We start from the raw sequence: 19,991 nt of genomic DNA, 5'->3' as shown, positions 1-19,991 counted from the left end.
TGGGTGGCTCGCGGCTGTCACAGTTCGAGGGAACATCCGCGAGGGTGCGCGGTAATTCCGGTGTGAGTCCGGAGCGGTCGCGCCACTGTATCCAAGTACCGGGTCACCGGTGCCGGAGAGCCAGACACCGGCACCTTCGCACCACACTTCAACCGTGGGACGCGTATCCCTAGAGGAGGACCCGAATGGCTATCGCGCATTCACCCAGCCGGTCTACCGGCCTCGACACCCTCGCAACCGTGCTCGTCACGGTCGGTGTCGTCCTGCTTGCACTGCTCGCCCTGTACCTGGTCGGTTTCGACCAGGGGGCCGTCTCGCGTAGCGGGATGTTCTTGCATGAGCTGATGCACGACGGACGTCACCTGCTGGGTGTTCCGTGCCACTGATCGGATCACTCAAGACCCTGCTGTTGCGCGGCCTGCTGGCCGGCCTGATCGCCGGCCTGCTGGCCGCGACAGTGGGCTACTTCGTCGGCGAGCCCCAGGTGGACGCCGCGATCGCTATCGAAGAAGCCGCGGCCGCGCCGGCCGAACACGGCCACGAAGCCGCGCAACCGCAGGGCCATTCCCACGGAGGCGAAGAAGAACCGCTGGTCAGCCGGTCGGGTCAGAAGGCGGGACAGTTCCTCGCGCTCGGCTTGGCAGGCATGGCGTTCGGCGCGTTGTTCGCGTCGGCGGTGAATGTGGCACGCCGGTTCACCACCCTGTCCGGGCCCCAATTGTCGCTGACCTCGGCGGTTCTCGCGTGGGCGGCGATCGTCGCGGTGCCGTTCTTCAAGTATCCGGCCAACCCGCCCGCGGTCGGTGATCCGGAAACCATCAACGACCGCACCTGGCTGTGGGTCGCGACCGTCGTCCTCGGCCTGCTGGCCGTCGCGGCAGCCGTCGCGGCCTACCGCGCGCTCGCCGCGTCGGACACGCTGCGGCTCATCGCCGGAGTGGGTGCGTTCGTCGTGGTCACCACGGTCGGCTACGTGCTGCTGCCCGGCGTGAACGAGGTGGCCGACGACTTCCCCGCCACCCTGCTGTGGAATTTCCGGGTGGCCTCGCTGGCCGAAACCACCACCCTGTGGGTGAGTTTGGGGCTGGCGTTCGCCGCGCTCACGGAATTCGCTTCGCGGCGTAGCACTCCGGTAGTGGACCAGGTTCCTACCGCAGGGTGATCCCTGCGAGCAGCTGAGGACGGCAGTGTCGGTGTCATGACCGGCACTGCCTTTCTTGTTTCCCGCACTCGCCCCCGCGCCGTGAATGTCGCGTTCGGCGGACTCATCACCGCCCTGGCGGCGGGAGTCGCGGAAGGACTGTTGCGCGCTGTGCGTGGCGGCGACGAATTCGGCGCCACCGCCACGGGTTTGCTACCTCGACTCGCCATCTACCTGGCCGTCGCCGGGGTCGCGCTGTACATGTGGAACGGCAGCCGCGTGGCCCGCGCGGTGCTCACCGTCGGGATCGGCGTGGTCGGCCTGGTCTCGCTGATCATCGAGCCGCTGGCGGTCGTGTTGTCCACCGACGACTACACGACACTGTTCGACGGCATGTCCGACAGTTCGATCGTGCTGGCCAGCTGCCGCACTGTGCATATCCTGGCCGTCGCCATCGCGATTCCGGCCATGTACACCCCTGCTGCGCATCGCTGGTTCACCCAGCGGTGAGCACCGGCGTAATCGTGCAAAACGGCCGTCCGGAATCAGTTTTCTGATTCTGCGACGGCCGATCGCACGAATACGCCAGTTTTGATCAGGCCAGTGCCGCGTCCAGTTCGATGTCGGCCACCCCGGCGAGCGCCTTGCTGACCGGGCAACCGTTCTTCGCCGCGAGGGCGGCCGCGGCGAACCCGTCGGCGTCAAGGCCCGACGCACGCCCGCGCACGGTGAGCTTGATCTTGCTGATCTGGAAACCACCGGCCGGGTCGGGCGCGAGCGTCACATCGGCGTTGACGTCCAGGCCTTCCGGTGTCCCACCGGCGTTGGCGATCTCCGCCGAGAGCGCCATCGAATAGCACGACGAATGCGCCGCCGCGATCAGTTCCTCCGGGCTGGTGCCCTCGGCCGTCTCGGCCGCCCGGCGCGGGAAGCTCACATCGAACTTGCCCACACCCGAGCTGACCAGTTCGACCTGCCCGGACCCATCCTGCAGTCCGCCTGACCAGAGAGTGCGTGCGCTACGAGTCGGCATTGCGATCCTTTCGGTTCGAGTTGTCTTGCGTTGCGATGACGAACCTACTCGGGTGCTCAGGCGGTGGCGCTGGTGATTTCGTCGAGACGCTCGAGTTTGTCCGGCCAGACCTGCTGATGCAGATCCCGGATCGCCGCGGTGGGGAAACCGGAGTGGCGTAGGCGCAGGCGGATGCCGCGTGGCTGCTTGAGGAATTCGGCGGCGACCACGGTTTCGACACCGTCGGTGGCGGCGGTGACCCAGGTGAATTCGATGCGCCGGTTCGGCTCGAGCAGCAGGATACGGCCGTAATGGGGGTTGCGTTTTTCCGGCGAGCCGGTGTCGAAGTAGAGGGGCTCGTTGACGGCGGGGCGCATCAGCACCGATCCGGGGACGGCCAGCCACAGGTCCATGCCTTGGGTCCAGGCCGCGTAGAGCAGGCTGGGCGAGGCTTTCATCACGCGCTCGACCGTGAGCTCATGTGGCCGCGTGGACAGGTCCGGAGGGCGAACTGGCTGGTCCATCAGCCGACCTTACCGGTCATGACCGGCTGATCCTCGCATCGGGTGCGCGACAGCGTTACTCGGGATTCGTCACGCGCGCGAGCACGATGCCGCCGAGGATCAGCGCCAGTGCCAGCGCTCGGCCCGCGCTGAGCGGATCCTTGTGCACGAGCACGCCGAGACCGATCGCGCCGAGTGCCCCGATTCCGGTGAATACCGCGTAGGCAGTGCCCACCGGGAGGGTCTGCATAGCGCGCGAGAGCAGGTAGACGGCCAGCGAGCCGAGCGCGACGCAGAGCAGGGTCGGGACGGGTTTGGTGAAGTTCTCGGTCGGTTTGATGGTCTGCGACCAGACGATTTCGACCAGCCCGGCCAGGCCGAGCACCAGCCAGCTCATCGCGCGTATTCCTTGGCGAGAGAGCGCACTTCGGCCTGCGCGGCGGCGAGCGAGGCTTCGTGTACGTCGCGCAGGTGTGACAGGTTCGGGTCCTGAACGGCATTGGCCAGTTCCGCGTTGACGAAAACCGTGTCGGTGACGGCGAAGTGGCCCGCGAAGAAGTCACGCAGGAAACGCTCCTGATAGTCGAACGCGGCTTTCGGCGCGCCGGGCGAGTACGCACCGCCACGGGCCGTGACCACAACGAACCTGCGCCGCCCCAGCGACATTCGGGGAAAAGTGATCTGGTCGAGCCACGCCTTGAGGGCGGCGGGGATGGAGTAGTTGTACATCGGGGTGCCGATCAGGATCACGTCAGCGGCCAGCACCTGCGCCAGCAGCGGTTCGACCATCTGCCATGCGGTCTTCGCCGCGGGCGTGACGGCCAGTTCCGCGAGCCGGTCGAGGTCGGTGACCCCGGCGGCGAGGACGGCGTCACACAGTTCGGTCCAGCCCTCCTCGATGAACGGCGTCGGCTCGGCGGCGAGGTCGCGGTAGGTGTAAGTACCGCCGGGTTCCGCGTCGCGCCAGGCGCGGACGAATTCGGCACCCAGCTTGCGACTGAGGGAGTTCGTTCGAGCGCTGGCGTCGAGATGCAGCAGGTGCGTCATGACATTTTCCTAACTGGACAGCCTGTCCGCTTGTTGATTCCTCGACGATAGAACACAAACGGACAGACTGTCCAGATACTTCTCGCTGGGCTACAGTCGACCCATGGAGCCCCGATCCGACCTGCTCACCGGCGCAGCGCGGGATGCGCCGCCACCTGCCGAGCGCACCGACGCGGCCCGCAATCGCGCGAAAGTGCTGGCGGCCGCCGCCGAACTCTTCGCCACCCGCGACCCACGCACCGTCACGATGGACGACATCGCCAAGGCCGCCGGCGTCGGCCGCGGCACCCTCTACCGCCGCTACCCCGACCGCACCGCGATCGCCGTCGCCCTCCTCGACGAGCACGAACGCGCCCTCCAGGAACAGCTGCTCCGCGGCGCACCCCCACTCGGCCCCGGCGCTCCCCCCGCCGATCGACTCGCCGCCTTCTACGCGGCGATGATCGAATTGCTCACCGCCCACGCGCATCTGGTACTCGGCGCGGAAACCGGCGGTGCCCGCTTCGCCACCGGCGCCTATGGGTTCTGGTCGATGCACGTGCGATCGCTGCTGATCGACGCTGCTGTGCCACAACCGGATTCGCTGGTCGACACAGTCCTCGCGCCACTCGCCGCCGAGGTCTACCTCCAGCAACGCGAACGTGGGTTGTCACCCGAGCAGATCGCCGAGGGCCTGTCGACGCTTGCCCACCGAATCCTGGGTGCGTCTTAGTTCTCGCGCAAAACCCCGGCATCGTCGGGAACGACGCCGGGGTTGAGGCGTGCTCGCAGGCGCGGGTCAGGTGAGATCGCGGCGGGTCATGAGCCAGATCGTGCCGCCCGCGAAGGCCGTCACGTAGACAGCCAGCAGAGCGAAAGATTCGCCGCGGGTGAGGATGTCGAGAACGCCCGGGTTGGCTGGGCCCTCCACGGTGCGCATCGCTCCGGCCAGCGAGCCCGCGGCGGTGCCGGGGAGCAAGTTGGTGACGGCTTCGATCGGGCCGAAGATCCCCGCGACGCCGCGGAGCAGATTCTCCACGACCAGGACCCAGACCAGCCCGAGGCCGACGGCGAGGGCGGGGCCGCGGGCGATGGCACCGATGAGGGCACCGGCGAAGGTCCACATGCCGAGAATGGCTGTACCGGTGATGATTCCGACGAGAGAATCCTCGAGCGAGGGCATGGTGATCGGCTGGGATTCGCCGGCCGCGATCACGGTAGCGATCCCGACGTCGACGGCGAAGGCGACCAGAACGAGGGCGATGACCACCCCCAGCAGGGTCAACAGGAGTCCCGCCACCGCCGCGGCCCGGCTCGGCCCCTGGGTGAACACGGTTTTCCAAGTGCCCCAGCCATATCCGCTGCCGACAGCGAGGGCACCGAGGATCAGCACCAGCGCCCCGCCGAACATCGACATGCCCTGGGTGAACACCTCGGGGACGGCGGCGGGCATGAGTTGTCCGAGGAGGACGTCGCGGGGTAGCCCGTCCGACATCGCACCGTTTTCGCCCGAGGTGTAGGCGAGGTAGTTGAAGAGGTAGGCGAAGGTCAGGTTGAGCAGGATCCAGGTGCCGAGGACGATCCAGAAGGCGGGCCAGCGGCTCAGGCGTACCGCTTCCGCGCGCACGCTCGCGGTGAGATCCCTTGTCATGGTGTTCATTTCGCTACCTCCACAGCCGTCATCTCGAAGAACACTTCTTCCAGGGATTTCTCGTCCACCAGCAGTTCGAGCAGGTCCGCGCCTGCCGATACGACAGCTCGCGCGACATCCGGCGCCATCGCGGCGCTCGTTTCCACTCTGATGCCGTCCGCGCCCGCCCGTGCGGGCGCATCGGTGACCGCCCGCACCGCGTCGAGAGCCACGTCCACGGGCTCTGCGCGAACTAGAAGCGTTGCGGTTCCGCGCAATTCGGCCACCGTAGATTCCGCGAGCAAGCGGCCACCGGAGATCACTCCGACGCGGTGGCAGATCTCCTGCACCTCGGTGAGCTGGTGGCTCGACAGCAGCACGGTGTGGCCGTCAGCCGCGAGATCGGTGATGAGCGTGCGCATTTCGGCCAAGCCCGCTGGATCGAGGCCGTTGGTCGGTTCGTCGAGGATCAGCAGGTCCGGGTCGCCGAGCATGGCCGCGCCGACGCCGAGGCGCTGTTTCATGCCGAGCGAATAGGTGCGGAAGCGGTCGCCTGCCCGGTCGGCCAGGCCGACGCGTTCCAGCGCCGTCTCGACCTCGGCACTGCCGTGGCCGCGATAACGGGCCAGTACCCGCAGGTTGTCGCGACCGGAGAGGTACGGGTAGAAGCCGGGGCCTTCGATGAGTACGCCGATCCGGCGCAGCACCTCCGGGTCGCCTGGCGACAGGCCCTGGACGGTCGCGGTGCCCGCACTGGGCCGGATGAGGCCGGCCAGCATTCGCAGCGTGGTGGTCTTGCCCGCGCCGTTGGGTCCGAGGAATCCGTAGATCTCCCCGGCCGCGACCCGCATGCTCACCGCGTCCACGGCGAGGTGCTCGCCATAGCGTTTGGTCAGCTCGGTGGTGACCACGATCGATTCGTTCATGGGACTCAGAATCCGCGCTCAGTGGGTGCCGGGGCATCCGTCCTGCGGCGTGCATCGTGCTACGCCGCGCGGACTACGGCAGGTCGACAGCGTCGGCGAGTATCCGGCGAGAAGGGCCTGCTGACCGGCCGAAGCGGTGGCCCAGTGCGCCTCTCGCGGGAAATACGCGCGCAGGCCGACGCGGCTGGCACGGGTACGCAATAGGGTTGGACACGTGGGAACGTCTGCGAAGTGGGAGCGTGGCTCAGTCGTTGCGGACTGGGGCCTGGCAGTGGTGGTCGCGCTGATCCAGCTGGCCGGTAGTTCGGGTGCGAATTCGCATCAAACCGGAGTGCGGTCGCTGGACGCGCTCGCGTATCTGCTGCTGCTCGCGGGACCGATCGCGCTCGGTTTCCGGCGGCTGGTGCCCGAACCGGTGCTGCTGGTGGCGTTGGTCGCCGCGGTGACGTATGTGTTGCGCGACTACGGGTACGGGCCGATTTTCCTTTCGCTGGTGATCGCCTTCCTGACGGCGGCCATCACCGGATCACGATGGCGCACATACCCGGTGGTCGCGATCGTCTACCTGACGATGGTGTGGCCGTTGCCCGCCCTGCTCGGGCGGCACTCCGACGCGTGGCAGATCTTCGGGCTGCTGGCCTGGATGGGCGTGCTGGTCGCGATCGCGGAGGGGGTACGGCAGCGGCGCGCGGTGGTGCTCGCGCGCAAGCAGCGGGCCGAGGCGGCCCAGCGCGACGAACAGGCACAGCAGGCCAGGGCGGCGTCCGAGGAGCGGTTGGCCATTGCCAGGGAGCTGCACGATGTTCTCGCGCACAGTCTTTCGCTGATCAATGTGCAGTCGTCGGTGGCGCTCGAGCTGTTCGATCGCAAGCCGCAGCAGGCGGCCGCGGCGTTGGCGACCATCAAGACAACGTCGAAAGAGGCGCTGACCGAGGTGCATACGCTGCTGCACGCGATTCGCAGCGGGACCGCGGTGGTGCCGGAGTACCCCGAACATGTTGGCGTGTCCGATGACGTGCCCGTTCCGCCACGCCCCGCGCCGCGTGCTCCCGCACCAACCCTCGACGACCTCGACACCCTGCTCGAGCGCACCCGGGCGACCGGGCTCGACGTCGACACCAAGATCATCGGTACGCCCAAGAAACTGCCCAGCGTTATCGATGTGGCGGCGGCCAGGATCGTTCAGGAATCGCTGACCAACGTGGTGCGGCACGCGCCCGGCGCGACAGCGCTGATCACCCTGCGGTACACACCGGAATCGGTGGACATCACCGTCGACAACACCCGGCCGACCGAGACCGCTGTCCGAACCGGGATCGGCGGCAACGGGATCATCGGGATGCGGGAACGGGCACACGCTTTGGGTGGGGCGCTCACCGCGGGACCGCGCCCCTCGGGCGGGTTCCGAGTGGCGGCGAGATTGCCCGCTCGACCAGCGGCTACCGATGCCAGCCCGACGTCGACCAACGGTAAGGAGGCCAGCGCATGAGCGGCCGACGCCCGGACCCAGGCCGCCGAACGGACCAAGCATGAGCACCCCGCACAGTTCCGGCTTCTCAGGTGCCGACGTGCCGCCGATCGGTGTGGGACCTGCGAAGATCCGTCTCCTCGTCGCCGACGATCAAGCGCTGGTTCGCGGCGGATTCGTCGCCCTGCTCGATGCCCAGGACGACATCGAGGTGATCGGCGAGGCCGAAAACGGTGAGCAGGCCGTCCGGATGACCCGCGCCCTGGTCCCCGATGTGGTGCTGATGGACATCCGCATGCCGATCCTCGACGGCCTCGCCGCCACCCGGATGATCGCCGATGACCCCCAGCTCGCGCCGGTCCGCGTCGTCGTCCTCACCACCTTCGAACTCGACGAATACGTCTTCGAAGCGATCCGCGCCGGCGCCGCGGGCTTCCTGGTCAAGCACACCGAACCCGCCGACCTGCTCCGTGCCGTCCGCGTCGTAGCCGCGGGCGACGCCCTCCTCTCCCCCGGCGTCACCCGTCGCCTCCTCGCCGAGTTCTCCACCCACGCCAAACAACCACCCCCCGCCGCCTTCGCCGAACTCACCGACCGCGAACGCGAGGTGATGACCCTGGTGGCCGAGGGCCTCACCAACGCCGAAATAGGCGCCCGCCTCTACATGTCCCCCGCCACCGCCCGCACCCACGTCAGCCGAATCCTCACCAAACTCGACGCCCGAGACCGCACCCAACTCGTAGTCCTCGCCTACGAATCAGGCCTGGTCCGCCCAGGTTGGCGATAGGTGACTACTTGCCCTGGTCTGCTTGTCGACGTTCGGAGGCGGAGAAGCGGGCGCGGCGGGCGGCGCCCGCGGGGGCGGCTTGGGCTCGGGCGGAGTAGGCGGAGAGGGCGTCGAAGGCGCCTCGGACGCCGCCGGCGACCGGGGCGTAGGTGATGGCCGAGCCGGGGTCGAAGCCGAGGTTGGAGCCTACTTCGACGGCATCCATGTTGGCGCCGAGGAAGACGAAGGTCCAGTTGTAGACGTCCTGCTGCTGGGTGATCAGCGACTTCACGGCGGCGTGCGTCCATTCGCGGCTGGAGTTCTCGTGACCGTCGGTGAGGACGACGATGATCACGGTGCCGGGACGTTCGTGCTCGGGGCGCTCGGCCAGTTCGGCGCCCACGCTGGTGACGAGCTTGCCGAGTGCGTCGTAGAGCGCGGTCCCGCCCCGCGGATGCAGACTCGGCGCTGGCACCTGGGCCAGCGGCACGTTCGAGTAGACGACGTCGTAGGTGGTGTCGAACTGAGCGAGCGTGACCTCGATCTGCTTCGGCACCGCCCGCTGCTGCTCGAAATAGGCGGCCAACCCACCTTCGGTATCGGCCTTGATCGTCTGCATCGACCCGGAACGATCGAGCAGAACGGCAATCAGAGTGCGGTCGGTATCAGTCATGTGTGCGAACACCCCCGTGTCGGTTGGATAGAGCAATTCCCACGGTACGCCGCGCAATTGCGCTGTCGAGCCGGCGAAAAGCAGACGCCAAGCTATCGCCAAGGCGCGATTTCTACCGTCACCACGATCCCGCCACCGCGTCCGAAATGAGCGTCACGCCATGAGCATCATTTTCATCTTCACCCGCATTTCCCCCGCCGATGCCGACCGCATCACCGGGTCACTCGATGTCCCCGATGAATTCCTCGACGCACCGACCCTGGCCGAGGGGGAACCGTCCGGCGACCTCGACCAAGCATGGGACGGACTGCGCCTGCTGTTCCCCGCGGCCGCCGTCGACTTCGACCTCTTGCACGACGACCAGCCGACTCATCGAGAGGACTGCCTCAGCGTGTGGACCCCGGAAGAGGTCGCCGCGGCAGCGAAGGTCCTCAGCTCGACACCGTTCGACCGGCTCGCCGCGGTTTTCTCCCCCGAGTTGATGGACGAGGAGGCCGCGCGCCCGGACATCTGGGATGACCGCGACGAAGCGCTCGAATACCTGGGCGACGGCTACGCCCAACTGCGGGAATTCTTCGCCTACGCGTCTTCGACGAATTCTGCGGTTATCGGTCGATTCGCGTAACCCGCCACGGCCATTGCCGAGAACTGCCGATCCGGTGGCGAACCAGCAAGCGCGACATTGGCGTTCAGGTCGATCGCCGTGGCGTTTGGGTCGCGTGCCGGCGATGTTCGCGCTGTTGCATCCGACATGACCAACACATTGACGACGAGCGCTGCGGCATCGGGACTTTCGCGTCGCGCCGCGTTGCCCGCCTTGCTGACCATGTTCCTCGGCAGCTTCACGCTGGTGACCGCGGAGTTCCTGCCGCCGGGCGTGCTCACCGCGCTCGCGAACGACCTCGGTGTACCCGAAGGGGTTGTCGGATTGTCGGTGAGCGCGACGGCGCTGACCGCTTTGGTGGCCGCGCTCGGGCTGGGTTCGCTGTTTCCACGGGTGAATCGGCGCACGTTGCTGATCGTGTTGACCATCGGGGCCGCGGTTTCGAATGTTGTTGTGGCGCTTGCACCGAACATCGCGCTGTTGCTGATCGCGCGGCTGCTGCTCGGGCTCGCCGTCGGTGGCTACTGGTCGATGGCGCTGGTGATCGCCGCGAAGCTCGTGCCCGCCGAACGGCTCGGCAAGGCAATGATGATCGTGAACGCGGGGACCACGGTCGCGACGGTGGCGGGGGTGCCGCTCGGGGTGCTGTTGAGCACCTACGCCGGCTGGCGGACGACATTTCTGGTCACGGCCGCACTGACCGCCGCCACCGCCGTCGCCGTGCGGCTGGTGCTGCCGCCGATCGCGCCGAGCAACGGCATCGGGTTCGCCGCACTCGGTAGCGCGCTGCGGGCTCCGGGGGTGACGCTCGGCCTGGCCAGCATGGTCGCCGTTGTCGGCGGGCACTTCGCGGGATACACCTACATCCGCCCGGCCATGGCCGACCTGCTCGGCGCGGGCCCAGCGGCGATCCCGGTCCTGCTCGCCCTGTTCGGTGTCGGTGGTCTGTTCGGCAACTTCGTCCTCGGCGCACTCGCCGACCGCCACCTCGGGGCCCTGCTGCTGGCGGTGCCAACGGCCATCGGGCTTTCCCTGCTGGCGATCATCGCCTCCGCGGCGTTCGCCCCGCTCGCCTACCTGGCCGTGGTCATCTGGGGGACCGCGTTCGGCGGCATCCTCAATCTCGTGCAGGTGTGGGTGTCGCGGGTGCTGCCCGATCGGATGGAAGCGGGCAGCGGGCTGGTCGTCGGCGGTTTCCAGTTGGCGATCATTCTCGGCTCCGCGGTCGGTGGACGCGGCGTGGACAGCATCGGTCTGGCCCCTACCTACGCGCTCGGCGCCGTCGCCGCGGTACTCGGCGGCGTGCTGATCCGGCGCTCACTCACCCGAGCGGGGCACTGACATCGATACACGGGTCGCACGCCGCCAATCCGACGGCGTGCGACCCGTGTGCCGCCGGAACGCCCGGCCGAATGCCGTCTCCGAGCGATAGCCGAGGCGGCGGGCCACCGTGCCGACCGGCACCGCGTGGTCGGCCAACAGCAGTTGCGCCCGCTCGATCCGCAGTTTCGTCAGGTACCGGCCCGGCGTGAGACCGGTCGCTGCCTGGAACCTGGCGGCGAACCCGGACCGCGAGGCCAGCGCGATCTTCGCCAGCCCCTCGACGGTCCAAACCTGTCCCGGGTCGGCATGCATCGCGGCCACCGCATGCGCCAATCCGGGCTCGTTCACCCGCAGTAGCCACCGTGGCGGCGCGCAGCCACGAGCGTGCCAGGACTCGATCGCCATCGAGGTGATCAACGTGGCCACCCGGTCGCCCTGAACACCGAATGGATCAGGGCATTGTTCGACCAAGTGGCGAAACATGGTCGCGGCCAGCGGCGTGTGGTCGACGAAACCGGTCAGCAGCAGCCGTTGCGGCAGCGCTGCCATGGCGCTGCCGGTCCCGACGGGTTCGAGGCGCACCCGAAGCACCCGGCCCGCCGACAGCGCGTTGATCGCGAATCGTGTTGTGCCAGGGACGAACAGAAAGTCACCGCTGGCCAGATCCTCTGCCGTACTGAGCCCTTCGACGCGGACCAGCCCGTCGAGCACAACGAGCGCACTCGGTTCGGTCATGAACTCCCACTGGCCCGCCGTCAGCGCGAACTCGTCGCGCCCCGCGAACCGCCACTGCACACCGGCCAACACATCATCGAGGCTCAGCGCACCATCTGTCTGCGTCACTGCGCACCCCTCATGATGGAATTCGGCTGCACTTCACGGTACCGGTCGGCGGCTCGTACGCGTCGGGACGTACACCGGGTCGGGTCTCGCGGCCGATGTCGTCGATCATTCGAGCGAGCACGCTCGAGACATGAACATTTTCGATAGCGCGACAACGCTGACCCTGCTGGCCGACCACTACGACGGAGGGTGGCATCCCTGGCCGTTCTTCTGGATTTTCCCCGTGATCTTCTGGATCGCCGTGATCGGACTGCTCTTCTTCGCCCGCCGACGGTGCGTGGGACGCGGCGGCGCGGTGGGCGCGCTGCGTGAAGGCTTCGCTCGCGGCGAGATCACCGAGGACGAATACCGCACCAGGCTCGCGGTGCTGAGCGAACCGCGCGGGAAGAAGTAGCGATTCGGCTGACTACCGCCTTCGCCCCGGTCCTCGCGCGGTCTCGCGAAGTCACCGGTGGCTAAGACGGCTAGCCGGTTCGGATAACGAACAAGCCCGCCCCCGAACAGTTCGGGGGCGGGCTTTTTCGGTTCTGCTGACTACTCGCCGGAGGCGGCAGACTCGGGCGCGGTGCCCTCGGCTGCGCCGGTGAGGACCACCTCGGGCTTGTCGTCGCCCGCGGAAGCCTTGGTCAGCTTCGTCTTGCCGGTGAAGGTGAACTTGGCGTCCTCGCCGAGACCCTCGCCGTTCCAGCCTTCGACGTCGACCACGATGGTCTGGCCCGCGCCGATCTCGCCGAAGAGGATCTTCTCCGACAGCTGGTCTTCGATCTCGCGCTGGATCGTGCGACGCAGCGGACGCGCACCGAGGACCGGGTCGAAACCGCGCTTGGCGAGCAGGCTCTTGGCCTGATCGGTCAGCTCCATCGCCATGTCCTTGTTCTTCAGCTGCTTCGAGACGCGGGCGATCATCAGGTCAACCATCTGCACGATCTGTTCGCTCGTGAGCTGGTGGAAGACGATCACGTCGTCGATGCGGTTGAGGAACTCGGGGCGGAAGTGCTTCTTCAGCTCGTCGTTGACCTTGAGCTTCATCCGCTCGTAGTTCGAGCCCTCGGCGTTGGACTGGGTGAAGCCCAGGCCGACAGCCTTGGAAATGTCGGAGGTGCCCAGGTTCGAGGTGAAGATCAGCACGGTGTTCTTGAAGTCGACCGTACGACCCTGACCGTCGGTGAGACGACCGTCCTCGAGCACCTGCAGGAGGGTGTTGTAGATCTCCTGGTGCGCCTTCTCGATCTCGTCGAACAGCACCACCGAGAACGGCTTGCGGCGCACCTTCTCGGTGAGCTGGCCGCCCTCCTCGTAGCCCACGTACCCGGGAGGGGCACCGAACAGACGAGAAGCGGTGAAGCGGTCGTGGAACTCGCCCATATCGATCTGGATGAGCGCGTCGTCGTCGCCGAACAGGAAGTTCGCCAGCGACTTGGCGAGCTCGGTCTTACCGACACCCGAGGGGCCGGCGAAGATGAACGAGCCCGACGGACGCTTGGGGTCCTTCAGACCGGCGCGAGTGCGGCGGATCGCCTTGGAGACGGCCTTGACGGCATCCTCCTGGCCGATGATCCGCTTGTGGATCTCGTCCTCCATGCGGAGCAGACGGGTGGTCTCCTCCTCGGTGAGCTTGAAGACGGGGATGCCGGTCCAGTTGGCGAGCACCTCCGCGATCTGCTCGTCGTCGACCTCGGCCACGACATCCAGATCGCCTGAGCGCCACTGCTTTTCGCGCTCGGCACGCTTGGCGACGAGCTGCTTCTCTTTGTCGCGCAGACGCGCGGCCTTCTCGAAGTCCTGCGCGTCGATAGCGCTTTCCTTCTCCCGGCGAGCATCGGCGATCTTGTCGTCGAAGTCGCGCAGGTCCGGCGGAGCGGTCATCCGGCGGATGCGCATGCGCGCGCCCGCTTCGTCGATCAGGTCGATCGCCTTGTCCGGCAGGAACCGGTCGTTGATGTAGCGATCGGCCAGGGTGGCGGCGGCGACGAGCGCACTATCGGTGATGGAGACCCGGTGGTGTGCCTCGTAGCGATCGCGCAGACCCTTGAGGATGTCGATGGTGTGCTCGACGGTCGGCTCGCCCACCTGGACCGGCTGGAAACGGCGTTCCAGGGCGGCATCCTTCTCGATGTACTTGCGGTACTCGTCGAGCGTGGTGGCACCGATGGTCTGCAGCTCGCCACGGGCCAGCTTCGGCTTCAGGATCGAGGCCGCGTCGATGGCGCCTTCGGCAGCACCCGCGCCGACGAGCGTGTGCAGCTCGTCGATGAACAGGATGATGTCGCCGCGGGTGTTGATCTCCTTGAGCACCTTCTTGAGGCGCTCTTCGAAGTCACCGCGGTAGCGGCTGCCCGCGACCAGGGAGCCCAGGTCGAGGGTGTAGAGCTGCTTGTCCTTGAGGGTCTCGGGGACCTCGCCGTTGACGATGGCCTGTGCGAGGCCCTCGACGACCGCGGTCTTACCGACACCGGGCTCGCCGATCAGCACCGGGTTGTTCTTGGTGCGGCGGCTCAGCACCTGCATGACGCGCTCGATTTCCTTCGAGCGGCCGATGACCGGGTCGAGCTTGCCCTCGAGCGCGGCCTGAGTGAGGTTGCGGCCGAACTGGTCGAGCACCAGCGATGTGGACGGAGTGCCCGCCTCGCCGCGCGGACCGGCGCCCTCGACGGGCTCCTTGCCCTGGTACCCGGACAGCAGCTGGATGACCTGCTGACGGACACGGTTGAGGTCGGCACCGAGCTTGACCAGCACCTGGGCCGCAACGCCCTCGCCCTCGCGGATGAGGCCGAGCAGGATGTGCTCGGTACCGATGTAGTTGTGGCCGAGCTGCAGCGCCTCGCGAAGGCTCAGCTCCAGCACCTTTTTGGCACGCGGGGTGAAGGGGATGTGACCGGACGGCGCCTGCTGGCCCTGCCCGATGATCTCCTCGACCTGGCTACGCACACCCTCCAGCGAGATACCAAGGGACTCCAGCGACTTCGCCGCCACACCCTCGCCCTCGTGGATCAACCCAAGCAGGATGTGCTCGGTGCCGATGTAGTTGTGGTTGAGCATCCGGGCCTCTTCTTGGGCCAGGACAACGACACGCCTCGCGCGGTCGGTGAACCTCTCGAACATCGCTCCCTCACTCTCCTGCTCCGACATTCTGGCAACAGACGCCGCAGTATGCTCGATACAACCTAGGGCGTCGGACCGACAACTTTCGCCGTCAGCCTGCCATGAAGCCCGGGGGTTGCGGCCCCCGCCATCCACTCTAGTTGGCAGGGGATTCCGCCGCCGCCGGTCCACCCTATTGAAGACCGGCGACAACATGGTCATTCACTCACAACGCGCACGTCGCGGCATTCGTTTCCCCTTCAGTTTTGCCTACAGCGAAATCGCGCCGGGGTTGGTTAACCGGTGAAGGGTGGGACGAACTCGCAGGGCACCGCGGCCTGCCTGGCGGGATCGAGAGCGTTGAGGACGTAACCGGCCGCGCGTTGGCTGCCCGCGATTGCCAGGTGCTCGGAGAAGTCAGCCGGGCACCCGTCCTGCACCACGATATTCGCCGCGTTGGGCCCGGCCACCAGGCCGCTGGTGTAGGGGGTGGCTATCTCGTCGTAGACCGTAGCGATGTTGGTGTAGGCGACGCCAGGGACATAGACGCCGTCGGCGTTCAGCGCCCGCATGAACGCCGATCCCCCCATCAATTCCGAGCACGGCGAGCACACGCCGGCGGAGACCATGCGGTCCAGATCGTCGGCGGCCACGCCGAGCCGCTGCCCGACGGTCCGCCATACGTCCATCTGATCGCCGTACACACCCAGCCACGGTCCCGCCAGGGAAACGAACTTGTCCACCGTCTCAGCACCGTCGAGACGCTTCAGGTAGTAACTCCCCACCAGACTCCCCTGCGAGTGACTGAGGAAGTCCACCTGTCGCGCGCCAGTGGCCGACCGCACGCGCTCCACGAAAGCGGCCAACTGCGCGCCGCTCTCGGCGATCGGACGCATTCCGCCCATGGCCGACAGCGGCCACGGCACATCCAGCGCGCCATAGTTGAGGGCGTAGACGCAGTAGCCCTCATTCGCGAGCAGCGGAACGTACGCGCCCCAATTGGTCTGTGCGCCACCTGCCGTGCCGTGAATGAGCACGACGGGATTCGGATGCATAGCGCTCGGGCGGCAGGACCAGTCGTTGGAACCGGGCAGCGAGCCACCGGGATCGGCGAGCTCATTCGGGATGCCGGCGAAGAAGTTGTAGTCGACCGGGAGCGGCTGGGCTGACGCGGTGGCGGGCAGGCAGGCGAGCAGGGCCGCCGCGGCCATCACCAGAAGCGAACTACGTCGCATGAACGACTCCTCACTAGAACGTGTTCCACTGATCATGGAACACGTTCTAGTGATCGCGTGGCACTACCGACCGGAATTCATCGACGCTGGTGCTGCTGGCCGTACGGCGCACCGGCTGCCGGGCTGCCGGGCTGCTGCGAAAACCGCTGTCCGGCGACAGGACCGCCGGTCTGAGCGACCGCCTGCCCACTGACCTGGGCGAACGACTGGCCGGCAACCGCGTCGGTGGTCGAATTCGACTTGCCCTGCTGCACGCCCGCGGCGAACAACGCGCCACACAGCACCAGGAACGCGGCGGTGTGCAGCACCGCACGGACGATGTTCCAGCGAACCCACGTGGCCTCGAAATCGGCACGGACAGCAGCGGTGTCGGCGATCGACGCCGGATCACCCGCCGCGGCGAGCGCATCGTTGAGCGGCACATTGAGTCCGACGGTGACGCCGAACGCGATCACGTTGAGCACCAACGCGATTCCGAGCCAGATCAGGGCCGTGCGCTGGTCGCTGCCCAGGTGCAGAGCGGCTGCCAGCGCGGTGAAGCCGACCGTGCCCATGAAGCCCAACATGAACCAGGGGTTGATGATCACGACGTTGATCTTCTGCATCACGTCGATGAGCGTGCGGTCGTCGGCGCGGGCCAGCGCGGGCATCACCGAGATCGCGTAGGCGTAGAACACCCCGGCGATGAGCCCCGTACTGAGCACGGCGAGCACCATGGTGGCCATCCGAACTGCGAACATGTGACGTCTCCTGACTCGTGGTCCGGAGCTCGAGATCCCGCGCTCCGGTGATACGAGTAAGTCAACCGTCCAGCGCCCGTCCACGACATAGTTCAAACGCTCATCGACCTACGCGAGCGTCACGGTCACAAATCGTGGTCGGAGATCAGGCCGCTCTGCATGGCCAGCGCGGCCAGCCGGGTGCGCTTCTGGTTCTGCGGCAGGTTTTCCACCCCGAACTTCGCGAACAACGCGCGCAGGTGGGTTTTGATGGCGTCGATGGAGAGGAACAATTCCTCGGCGATCTGCTGATTCGACGCGGGCGTCGCGAATCCGGTGCCGTGTTTGTACGGCCGGCACAGCGCGACCAGCACCGCGCGCTGGGTCTCGGTCAGTGAGCGCATCGTGGGGATGGATCCGGACGCGGTATGCGTCGCGTCGTCCACCACACCGCCGAAATCGAAGAAATGCACGAGCGTGGTCCCGACCCGAATCCGGTCGCCAGGACTCAACCTGCGCCGCCCGACCAGCCGCTCACCGTTGACGAAGGTGCCGTTACGGGAAAGTCCGTCATCGATGATGGTCCAGTGCGCACCTAGATGCTCGACGGCCGCGTGCAGACGCGAAACCTCGGCGTCCCACGCGAGCACGAGGTCGGCCTGCACATTGCGCCCGATGGTGACGCGCTGCTGCCCGGCCTCCAAGGCCAATTCATGCTGCTTACCGGTGTCGTCGGTGTACCGCAGGAAAGAGCTCACCGCGCACCACCGCCGGATACTCGAAACACCTTGTGCACGGCCAACAGTCTACTTCCCTACGACCCCAACTCCACACGATCCGGACTCGAGACCCAACCCCACAAACCCGGCCCCGCACGCCCCGACCCTGAGGAGGGGCAGGCAGGCGCAGCCTGCCGTTCGCGGCCGTCCCGTCGTTGCGGCCTCGAAAGCGCTACGCCGAAGGCGTTAGTCTCGAGGTCGCAACGACGGGACCGGCGGGGCCGCGAACCACGCGGCGCCCGCGCCGCCAAAAACTCAGCTCTTGCCGACCTCTTTGTTGTACGCGTCGGTGATTTCCGCCGAGATACGACCGCGAGCCGAGACCTTGTGGCCCTTACGGCGAGCCCATTCGCGAATTGCGGCGCTCTGTTCACGGTCCATGGAAACGCGGCTCTTGCCCTGCGGCGCGGGTGCACCGGCAGCCTTCACCCGGCGACGGCCACTCACACGGCGGGCGTTGGCGACCCACTCGTCCAGGCCTTCACGCAGGCGCGCCGCATTTGCGTCCGACAGATCGATCTCGTACGACACCCCATCGATAGCGAACTCGATGGTCTCGTCCGCGATGGACTCACCGTCGACATCGTCGATCAGGCTAACGGTGACCTTCTTTGCCATGAGATGAACGTCCTCTCGAAATCGTCAAGCCTGCCTCCAGGCCGAATACCCGAGGCAAGAATACCCCGAAATGCGAAATTTCCAACATGGGGTCTTCACCCCATGAATTCACTGGTCAGCGACTAGTGGGTCGCACAATCGGGAACAGGATCGTTTCCCGGATTCCCGAACCCGTGAGTGCCATCAACAAGCGATCGATTCCCATACCGGTTCCGGTGGTCGGCGGCATGCCGTGTTCCATCGCGGCGAGGAAGTCTTCATCGAGCACCATGGCCTCGTCATCGCCTGCCGCGGCCAACCGCGCCTGGTCGACGAAGCGTTCCCGCTGGATCACCGGGTCCACCAGTTCCGAATAGCCCGTTGCCAACTCGAAGCCGCGAACATAGAGGTCCCACTTCTCGGTGACACCGGACTTGCTGCGATGCTGACGCGTCAGCGGTGAAGTCTCGACCGGGAAGTCGCGAACGAAAGTCGGCGCGTAGAGCTTGTCGCCATACGCGTGCTCCCATAGTTCTTCGACCAGTTTCCCGTGACCGTAGCCCTTGCCGGTGGGAATTTCCAGACCCACCCGATCGGCGAGTGCGAGCAATTCCTCGACAGTGGTTTCCGGAGTGACCTCGACACCGATCGACTCCGACAGCGAGGGATACATCTCGACGGTCGTCCACTCGCCACCGAGATCATATTCAGTGCCGTCGGCAAGTGTCACAAGGAGGGTGCCGAATGCCTCTTGCGCGACTTCCTGGATCAATTCCCGAGTCATCGTCGCCGAGTCGTCATAGGTGCCGTAGGCCTCGTAGGTTTCCAGCATCGCGAACTCGGGCGAATGGGTCGAGTCAGCGCCTTCGTTGCGGAAGTTCCGGTTGATCTCGAAGACCTTCTCCAAGCCGCCGACCACGCAACGCTTGAGGAACAGCTCCGGCGCGATACGCAGGAAAAGATCCATGTCCAGCGCGTTGGAATGGGTGACGAAGGGGCGCGCGGCGGCGCCGCCGTGGATGGTCTGCAGCATCGGGGTCTCGACCTCGAGGAAGCCGCGGCGCTCGAGCGCGGTGCGCAGCGCACGGACCACATTCACCCGGGTACGTGCCATTTCCCTGGCCTCGGGACGCACGATCAGGTCGACATAGCGCGCACGGACGCGCGACTCCTCGTTCATCTCCTTGTGCGCCACCGGCAGCGGGCGAAGCGACTTGGCCGCCATCGACCAGGAATCGGCCATTACGCTCAATTCACCGGTGCGCGAGGAGATGACCTCGCCCTGCACGAAAACGAAGTCACCGAGGTCGACATCGGCCTTCCAGGCCGCCAGCGCGTCGGCACCGACACCGTTGAGGCTGATCATGGCCTGCAGCTTGGTGCCGTCGCCTTCCTGCAGCGTGGCAAAGCACAGCTTGCCGGTATTACGAACAAAAATGACGCGTCCCGCGATTCCTGCCTGCAGACCGGTCTGGGTGTCGGCTTCCAGATCCGGGTAGGCGGCACGGATTTCGGCCAGCGTGTGGGTGCGCGGCACCACCACCGGATAGGCCTCACCACCGTTGGTGAGCAGCCGTTCGCGCTTGTCCCGGCGAATCCGCATCTGCTCGGGAACGTCGATGTCCACAGCGGAAGTGGCGGCGCGGCCGGGTGCGGCGGGGTTAG

23 protein-coding genes are annotated in these 19,991 nt (G+C 66.7%); 9 read left to right on the top strand and 14 right to left on the bottom strand.

The window, feature by feature from the left end; genetic code table 11:
- Window positions 1-185 precede the first annotated feature (185 nt).
- From ACFWO8_RS24330 to ACFWO8_RS24320, 3 genes are read left to right on the top strand one after another with little or no spacing between them, the layout of a single operon-like run.
- Entirely contained in the window at window positions 186-386 is a 201-nt protein-coding gene (locus ACFWO8_RS24330; protein ID WP_019044677.1) for a CbtB-domain containing protein, read from the top strand.
- On the top strand, window positions 377-1,162 hold the full coding sequence (locus ACFWO8_RS24325) for a CbtA family protein (RefSeq protein WP_378962655.1): 786 nt from the start codon (window positions 377-379) through the stop codon (window positions 1,160-1,162). The genes ACFWO8_RS24330 and ACFWO8_RS24325 overlap by 10 nt, the downstream gene beginning before the upstream one ends.
- A gap of 36 nt (window positions 1,163-1,198) precedes the next feature.
- On the top strand, window positions 1,199-1,651 hold the full coding sequence (locus ACFWO8_RS24320; RefSeq protein ID WP_378962645.1) for a hypothetical protein: 453 nt from the start codon (window positions 1,199-1,201) through the stop codon (window positions 1,649-1,651).
- Between the two features lie 85 nt (window positions 1,652-1,736).
- Here ACFWO8_RS24320 and ACFWO8_RS24315 read toward each other — a convergent pair whose 3' ends face one another.
- Genes ACFWO8_RS24315 through ACFWO8_RS24300 form a run of 4 tightly spaced genes read right to left on the bottom strand, consistent with a single transcriptional unit; the run spans window position 1,737 to window position 3,703 of the window.
- Window positions 1,737-2,174 carry an OsmC family peroxiredoxin gene (locus ACFWO8_RS24315; RefSeq protein WP_378962637.1) on the bottom strand — a complete coding sequence of 146 codons (438 nt, stop codon included), beginning with the start codon at window positions 2,172-2,174 and terminating at the stop codon, window positions 1,737-1,739.
- A gap of 56 nt (window positions 2,175-2,230) precedes the next feature.
- The gene (locus ACFWO8_RS24310) at window positions 2,231-2,677 is read right to left on the bottom strand and encodes an SRPBCC domain-containing protein (protein ID WP_378962628.1); all 447 of its coding nucleotides are present in this window, start codon (window positions 2,675-2,677) and stop codon (window positions 2,231-2,233) included.
- Window positions 2,678-2,732: 55 nt separating this feature from the next.
- Window positions 2,733-3,053 (bottom strand): DMT family transporter, encoded by a 321-nt coding sequence (locus tag ACFWO8_RS24305; protein WP_378962624.1) that lies wholly within the window; start codon window positions 3,051-3,053, stop codon window positions 2,733-2,735.
- Window positions 3,050-3,703, bottom strand: coding sequence for an FMN-dependent NADH-azoreductase (locus ACFWO8_RS24300; protein WP_378962617.1), 654 nt, complete (start codon window positions 3,701-3,703; stop codon window positions 3,050-3,052). Before ACFWO8_RS24300 ends, ACFWO8_RS24305 begins: the two co-directional genes overlap by 4 nt.
- 103 nt (window positions 3,704-3,806) lie before the next feature.
- Between ACFWO8_RS24300 and ACFWO8_RS24295 the strand changes: the two genes are divergently transcribed.
- Window positions 3,807-4,415, top strand: a complete 609-nt coding sequence (locus ACFWO8_RS24295; RefSeq protein ID WP_378962612.1) for a TetR/AcrR family transcriptional regulator — start codon at window positions 3,807-3,809, stop codon at window positions 4,413-4,415.
- A gap of 66 nt (window positions 4,416-4,481) precedes the next feature.
- Here ACFWO8_RS24295 and ACFWO8_RS24290 read toward each other — a convergent pair whose 3' ends face one another.
- Complete coding sequence (locus tag ACFWO8_RS24290; RefSeq protein WP_378962606.1) at window positions 4,482-5,342, bottom strand: ABC transporter permease; 861 nt, start codon at window positions 5,340-5,342, stop codon at window positions 4,482-4,484.
- Window positions 5,339-6,238, bottom strand: coding sequence for an ABC transporter ATP-binding protein (locus ACFWO8_RS24285; protein ID WP_378962602.1), 900 nt, complete (start codon window positions 6,236-6,238; stop codon window positions 5,339-5,341). Before ACFWO8_RS24285 ends, ACFWO8_RS24290 begins: the two co-directional genes overlap by 4 nt.
- 214 nt (window positions 6,239-6,452) lie before the next feature.
- Between ACFWO8_RS24285 and ACFWO8_RS24280 the strand changes: the two genes are divergently transcribed.
- Window positions 6,453-7,727, top strand: coding sequence for a sensor histidine kinase (locus ACFWO8_RS24280; RefSeq protein WP_378962591.1), 1,275 nt, complete (start codon window positions 6,453-6,455; stop codon window positions 7,725-7,727).
- Between the two features lie 40 nt (window positions 7,728-7,767).
- Window positions 7,768-8,493: a response regulator gene (locus ACFWO8_RS24275; protein ID WP_378962582.1), complete on the top strand. Its 726-nt coding sequence runs from the start codon at window positions 7,768-7,770 to the stop codon at window positions 8,491-8,493.
- 4 nt (window positions 8,494-8,497) lie between these two features.
- Here ACFWO8_RS24275 and ACFWO8_RS24270 read toward each other — a convergent pair whose 3' ends face one another.
- Window positions 8,498-9,145 carry a VWA domain-containing protein gene (locus ACFWO8_RS24270; RefSeq protein WP_378962576.1) on the bottom strand — a complete coding sequence of 216 codons (648 nt, stop codon included), beginning with the start codon at window positions 9,143-9,145 and terminating at the stop codon, window positions 8,498-8,500.
- Window positions 9,146-9,305: 160 nt separating this feature from the next.
- On the opposite strand from ACFWO8_RS24270, the gene ACFWO8_RS24265 reads away from it, so the two are divergent.
- Together ACFWO8_RS24265 and ACFWO8_RS24260 are read left to right on the top strand one after the other, a co-directional pair.
- Window positions 9,306-9,770 (top strand): DUF1877 family protein, encoded by a 465-nt coding sequence (locus ACFWO8_RS24265; protein ID WP_378962572.1) that lies wholly within the window; start codon window positions 9,306-9,308, stop codon window positions 9,768-9,770.
- A gap of 126 nt (window positions 9,771-9,896) precedes the next feature.
- Window positions 9,897-11,090, top strand: a complete 1,194-nt coding sequence (locus ACFWO8_RS24260; protein WP_378962564.1) for an MFS transporter — start codon at window positions 9,897-9,899, stop codon at window positions 11,088-11,090.
- Here the strand turns inward: ACFWO8_RS24260 and ACFWO8_RS24255 are convergent.
- Window positions 11,067-11,915 (bottom strand): helix-turn-helix domain-containing protein, encoded by an 849-nt coding sequence (locus tag ACFWO8_RS24255; RefSeq protein ID WP_378962556.1) that lies wholly within the window; start codon window positions 11,913-11,915, stop codon window positions 11,067-11,069. The genes ACFWO8_RS24260 and ACFWO8_RS24255 overlap by 24 nt on opposite strands.
- A 130-nt stretch (window positions 11,916-12,045) precedes the next feature.
- On the opposite strand from ACFWO8_RS24255, the gene ACFWO8_RS24250 reads away from it, so the two are divergent.
- Window positions 12,046-12,309, top strand: coding sequence for an SHOCT domain-containing protein (locus ACFWO8_RS24250; RefSeq protein WP_378962551.1), 264 nt, complete (start codon window positions 12,046-12,048; stop codon window positions 12,307-12,309).
- Between the two features lie 140 nt (window positions 12,310-12,449).
- On the opposite strand, the gene ACFWO8_RS24245 is transcribed toward ACFWO8_RS24250, so the two are convergent.
- The 6 genes from ACFWO8_RS24245 to lysS form a co-directional block, all read right to left on the bottom strand.
- Complete coding sequence (locus ACFWO8_RS24245) at window positions 12,450-15,017, bottom strand: ATP-dependent Clp protease ATP-binding subunit (RefSeq protein WP_378962548.1); 2,568 nt, start codon at window positions 15,015-15,017, stop codon at window positions 12,450-12,452.
- A gap of 275 nt (window positions 15,018-15,292) precedes the next feature.
- Window positions 15,293-16,231 (bottom strand): esterase/lipase family protein, encoded by a 939-nt coding sequence (locus ACFWO8_RS24240; protein ID WP_378962538.1) that lies wholly within the window; start codon window positions 16,229-16,231, stop codon window positions 15,293-15,295.
- 77 nt (window positions 16,232-16,308) lie between these two features.
- Window positions 16,309-16,971, bottom strand: coding sequence for a DUF1772 domain-containing protein (locus ACFWO8_RS24235; protein WP_378962534.1), 663 nt, complete (start codon window positions 16,969-16,971; stop codon window positions 16,309-16,311).
- A 125-nt stretch (window positions 16,972-17,096) separates the two neighbouring features.
- The gene (locus ACFWO8_RS24230) at window positions 17,097-17,708 is read right to left on the bottom strand and encodes an FHA domain-containing protein (protein ID WP_101464728.1); all 612 of its coding nucleotides are present in this window, start codon (window positions 17,706-17,708) and stop codon (window positions 17,097-17,099) included.
- Between the two features lie 276 nt (window positions 17,709-17,984).
- Window positions 17,985-18,347: an Lsr2 family protein gene (locus tag ACFWO8_RS24225; protein WP_266297504.1), complete on the bottom strand. Its 363-nt coding sequence runs from the start codon at window positions 18,345-18,347 to the stop codon at window positions 17,985-17,987.
- Between the two features lie 115 nt (window positions 18,348-18,462).
- On the bottom strand, window positions 18,463-19,929 hold the full coding sequence (gene lysS / locus ACFWO8_RS24220) for a lysine--tRNA ligase (RefSeq protein WP_378962801.1): 1,467 nt from the start codon (window positions 19,927-19,929) through the stop codon (window positions 18,463-18,465).
- Between the last annotated feature and the right edge of the window lie 62 nt (window positions 19,930-19,991).

The sequence above is a fragment of the Nocardia sp. NPDC058480 genome (assembly GCF_042720495.1).
In the GTDB taxonomy this organism is placed as follows: Bacteria; Actinomycetota; Actinomycetes; order Mycobacteriales; family Mycobacteriaceae; genus Nocardia.
The sequence above is the reverse complement of the archived record's forward strand: the minus strand, read 5'-3'. Positions and strand labels throughout refer to the sequence as shown.

What these genes read in the sequence shown, in the direction of transcription:
- ACFWO8_RS24330 (WP_019044677.1), top strand. Translation starts at nt 186, where the DNA reads ATGGCTATCGCGCATTCACCCAGCCGGTCTACCGGCCTCGACACCCTC.
- ACFWO8_RS24320 (WP_378962645.1), top strand. Translation starts at nt 1,199, where the DNA reads ATGACCGGCACTGCCTTTCTTGTTTCCCGCACTCGCCCCCGCGCCGTG.
- ACFWO8_RS24315 (WP_378962637.1), bottom strand. Translation starts at nt 2,174, where the DNA reads ATGCCGACTCGTAGCGCACGCACTCTCTGGTCAGGCGGACTGCAGGAT.
- ACFWO8_RS24310 (WP_378962628.1), bottom strand. Translation starts at nt 2,677, where the DNA reads ATGGACCAGCCAGTTCGCCCTCCGGACCTGTCCACGCGGCCACATGAG.
- ACFWO8_RS24305 (WP_378962624.1), bottom strand. Translation starts at nt 3,053, where the DNA reads ATGAGCTGGCTGGTGCTCGGCCTGGCCGGGCTGGTCGAAATCGTCTGG.
- ACFWO8_RS24300 (WP_378962617.1), bottom strand. Translation starts at nt 3,703, where the DNA reads ATGACGCACCTGCTGCATCTCGACGCCAGCGCTCGAACGAACTCCCTC.
- ACFWO8_RS24295 (WP_378962612.1), top strand. Translation starts at nt 3,807, where the DNA reads ATGGAGCCCCGATCCGACCTGCTCACCGGCGCAGCGCGGGATGCGCCG.
- ACFWO8_RS24290 (WP_378962606.1), bottom strand. Translation starts at nt 5,342, where the DNA reads ATGAACACCATGACAAGGGATCTCACCGCGAGCGTGCGCGCGGAAGCG.
- ACFWO8_RS24285 (WP_378962602.1), bottom strand. Translation starts at nt 6,238, where the DNA reads ATGAACGAATCGATCGTGGTCACCACCGAGCTGACCAAACGCTATGGC.
- ACFWO8_RS24275 (WP_378962582.1), top strand. Translation starts at nt 7,768, where the DNA reads ATGAGCACCCCGCACAGTTCCGGCTTCTCAGGTGCCGACGTGCCGCCG.
- ACFWO8_RS24270 (WP_378962576.1), bottom strand. Translation starts at nt 9,145, where the DNA reads ATGACTGATACCGACCGCACTCTGATTGCCGTTCTGCTCGATCGTTCC.
- ACFWO8_RS24265 (WP_378962572.1), top strand. Translation starts at nt 9,306, where the DNA reads ATGAGCATCATTTTCATCTTCACCCGCATTTCCCCCGCCGATGCCGAC.
- ACFWO8_RS24260 (WP_378962564.1), top strand. Translation starts at nt 9,897, where the DNA reads ATGACCAACACATTGACGACGAGCGCTGCGGCATCGGGACTTTCGCGT.
- ACFWO8_RS24250 (WP_378962551.1), top strand. Translation starts at nt 12,046, where the DNA reads ATGAACATTTTCGATAGCGCGACAACGCTGACCCTGCTGGCCGACCAC.
- ACFWO8_RS24245 (WP_378962548.1), bottom strand. Translation starts at nt 15,017, where the DNA reads ATGTTCGAGAGGTTCACCGACCGCGCGAGGCGTGTCGTTGTCCTGGCC.
- ACFWO8_RS24240 (WP_378962538.1), bottom strand. Translation starts at nt 16,231, where the DNA reads ATGCGACGTAGTTCGCTTCTGGTGATGGCCGCGGCGGCCCTGCTCGCC.
- ACFWO8_RS24235 (WP_378962534.1), bottom strand. Translation starts at nt 16,971, where the DNA reads ATGTTCGCAGTTCGGATGGCCACCATGGTGCTCGCCGTGCTCAGTACG.
- ACFWO8_RS24225 (WP_266297504.1), bottom strand. Translation starts at nt 18,347, where the DNA reads ATGGCAAAGAAGGTCACCGTTAGCCTGATCGACGATGTCGACGGTGAG.
- lysS (WP_378962801.1), bottom strand. Translation starts at nt 19,929, where the DNA reads ATGCGGATTCGCCGGGACAAGCGCGAACGGCTGCTCACCAACGGTGGT.